The 1,495-nt window shown below is 36.3% G+C and carries 1 protein-coding gene; it reads right to left on the minus strand.

Features of this window, described 5'->3' with window-relative positions:
• Window positions 1–228: 228 nt before the first annotated feature.
• Complete coding sequence (locus AA980_RS05835; RefSeq protein WP_024026709.1) at window positions 229–1,395, minus strand: IS256 family transposase; 1,167 nt, start codon at window positions 1,393–1,395, stop codon at window positions 229–231.
• Window positions 1,396–1,495: the final 100 nt, after the last annotated feature.

A 1,495-nucleotide genomic window follows, 5' to 3' on the forward strand; every position in this document is an offset into this window, starting at 1 on the left:
AGTCAAGTCCTTGATTTTGTGTAAATTTGCTAAACAATGTTTTCAACCAAATTTTGTTATGTCAAATATATATGATCAGCCCACTTCCCCCTTAACATTTTTCGAGCGTTACTTCCATGGGTTTCAATCTCCATATCCAGTCAAGGGTGTCAAAGGCGGTTTTTCCTTTGATAGCCTTGACTGGATATGGAATAATCCATAATTGGAAGTACGTTGAAAATTAAACATCTACCTTTTAATAGATTTCTGCTTTGAATAATTGGTTTCTTGATATTGCATTAAAACAGCTCCTACTAAACGAAAGGCAGATTGTGTATTAGGGTAAATACGAATTACTTTTTCTCTTCTTCGGACTTCCTGATTTAATCGCTCAAGAGAATTTGTACTACGGATATGACAACGGATATCTTCCGGGTATTCCATGTATTGTATGGTATCTTCGAAACCATCATCTAATATTTTCAGAGCTTGTTCGTATTTAGGATTGTCCCCAAACTGACTCATAAGTTCACCTTTAAAATTCCGCATATCCTCAATTGTGACTGCATCAAAAATACGCTTAATCATCATACGTATTTCCGCTGAGTCCTTTTTTGGAAGCCTTTCTATGATATTACGTTTAAAATGGACGTTACACCTTTGCCAGCTAGTCCCAATAAATTCACGTTGAATCGCCTTTTGAAGCCCTTGGTGAGCATCTGAAATGACTAGCTTTGGGGATTGAAGACCACGTGATTTTAGTTGTTGGAGAAAGCGACTCCAACTTTCATAACTCTCAGCATGATCCACACTTAACCCAAGAATTTCACGTGTTTTGCTTTCAGTGATAGCAGTGGCTATATAAACAGCCTTAGAGACGACACGATGATGTTCACGAACTTTTATATACATTGCATCTACAAAAACAAAAGGATAATACCTTAAATTTAAGGGCCGTTTGGCCCAGTCATTAATAATAGGATCAAGCTTTTGAGTAAGTGAAGAAACAAACGATTTTGACTTACTTTCACCACAAAGTTGTTCCACAATATGTGTAACTTTACGTGTAGAAACGCCATTGATAACCATCTCTAGCATAGAGAGTACTAATGCCTGGTCACAACGTGCATATTTCTCAAAAACCGTAGGTGAAAACTCACCATTTCGAGTCCTAGGAACCTTAAGTTTTATCTTACCGATACTCATCGTTAATTCACGTTCGTAGTAGCCATTTCGGTAATCAAGACGCTCTTCAGAGCGTTCATATGAAGCGGCGTGTAAATAATCATTTCTTTCTTTCTCCATGTACTCATTCAAAACCAGAACAACAGCTGATTTAACAACGTTATCAATATTTGAATTCATTACTGAGTCTTTTAAAAGTTCCATATCTAGGCTAAACTGTAATTGGGTCATTTTTATTCCTCTTTTCTATGTTTATCGTGGTTGTTAAACATTGTAGCCAAGTAGGATAAAAATGACTCTTTTCTTTTTACACAATTATACGGACTTAATC

Source organism: Neobacillus vireti, assembly GCF_001026695.1.
Classification (GTDB): domain Bacteria; phylum Bacillota; class Bacilli; order Bacillales; family Cytobacillaceae; genus Neobacillus; species Neobacillus vireti.

Bases quoted from the DNA above. Each gene is read 5' to 3' on its own strand.
- AA980_RS05835 (WP_024026709.1), bottom strand. From the start codon at position 1,395: ATGACCCAATTACAGTTTAGCCTAGATATGGAACTTTTAAAAGACTCA.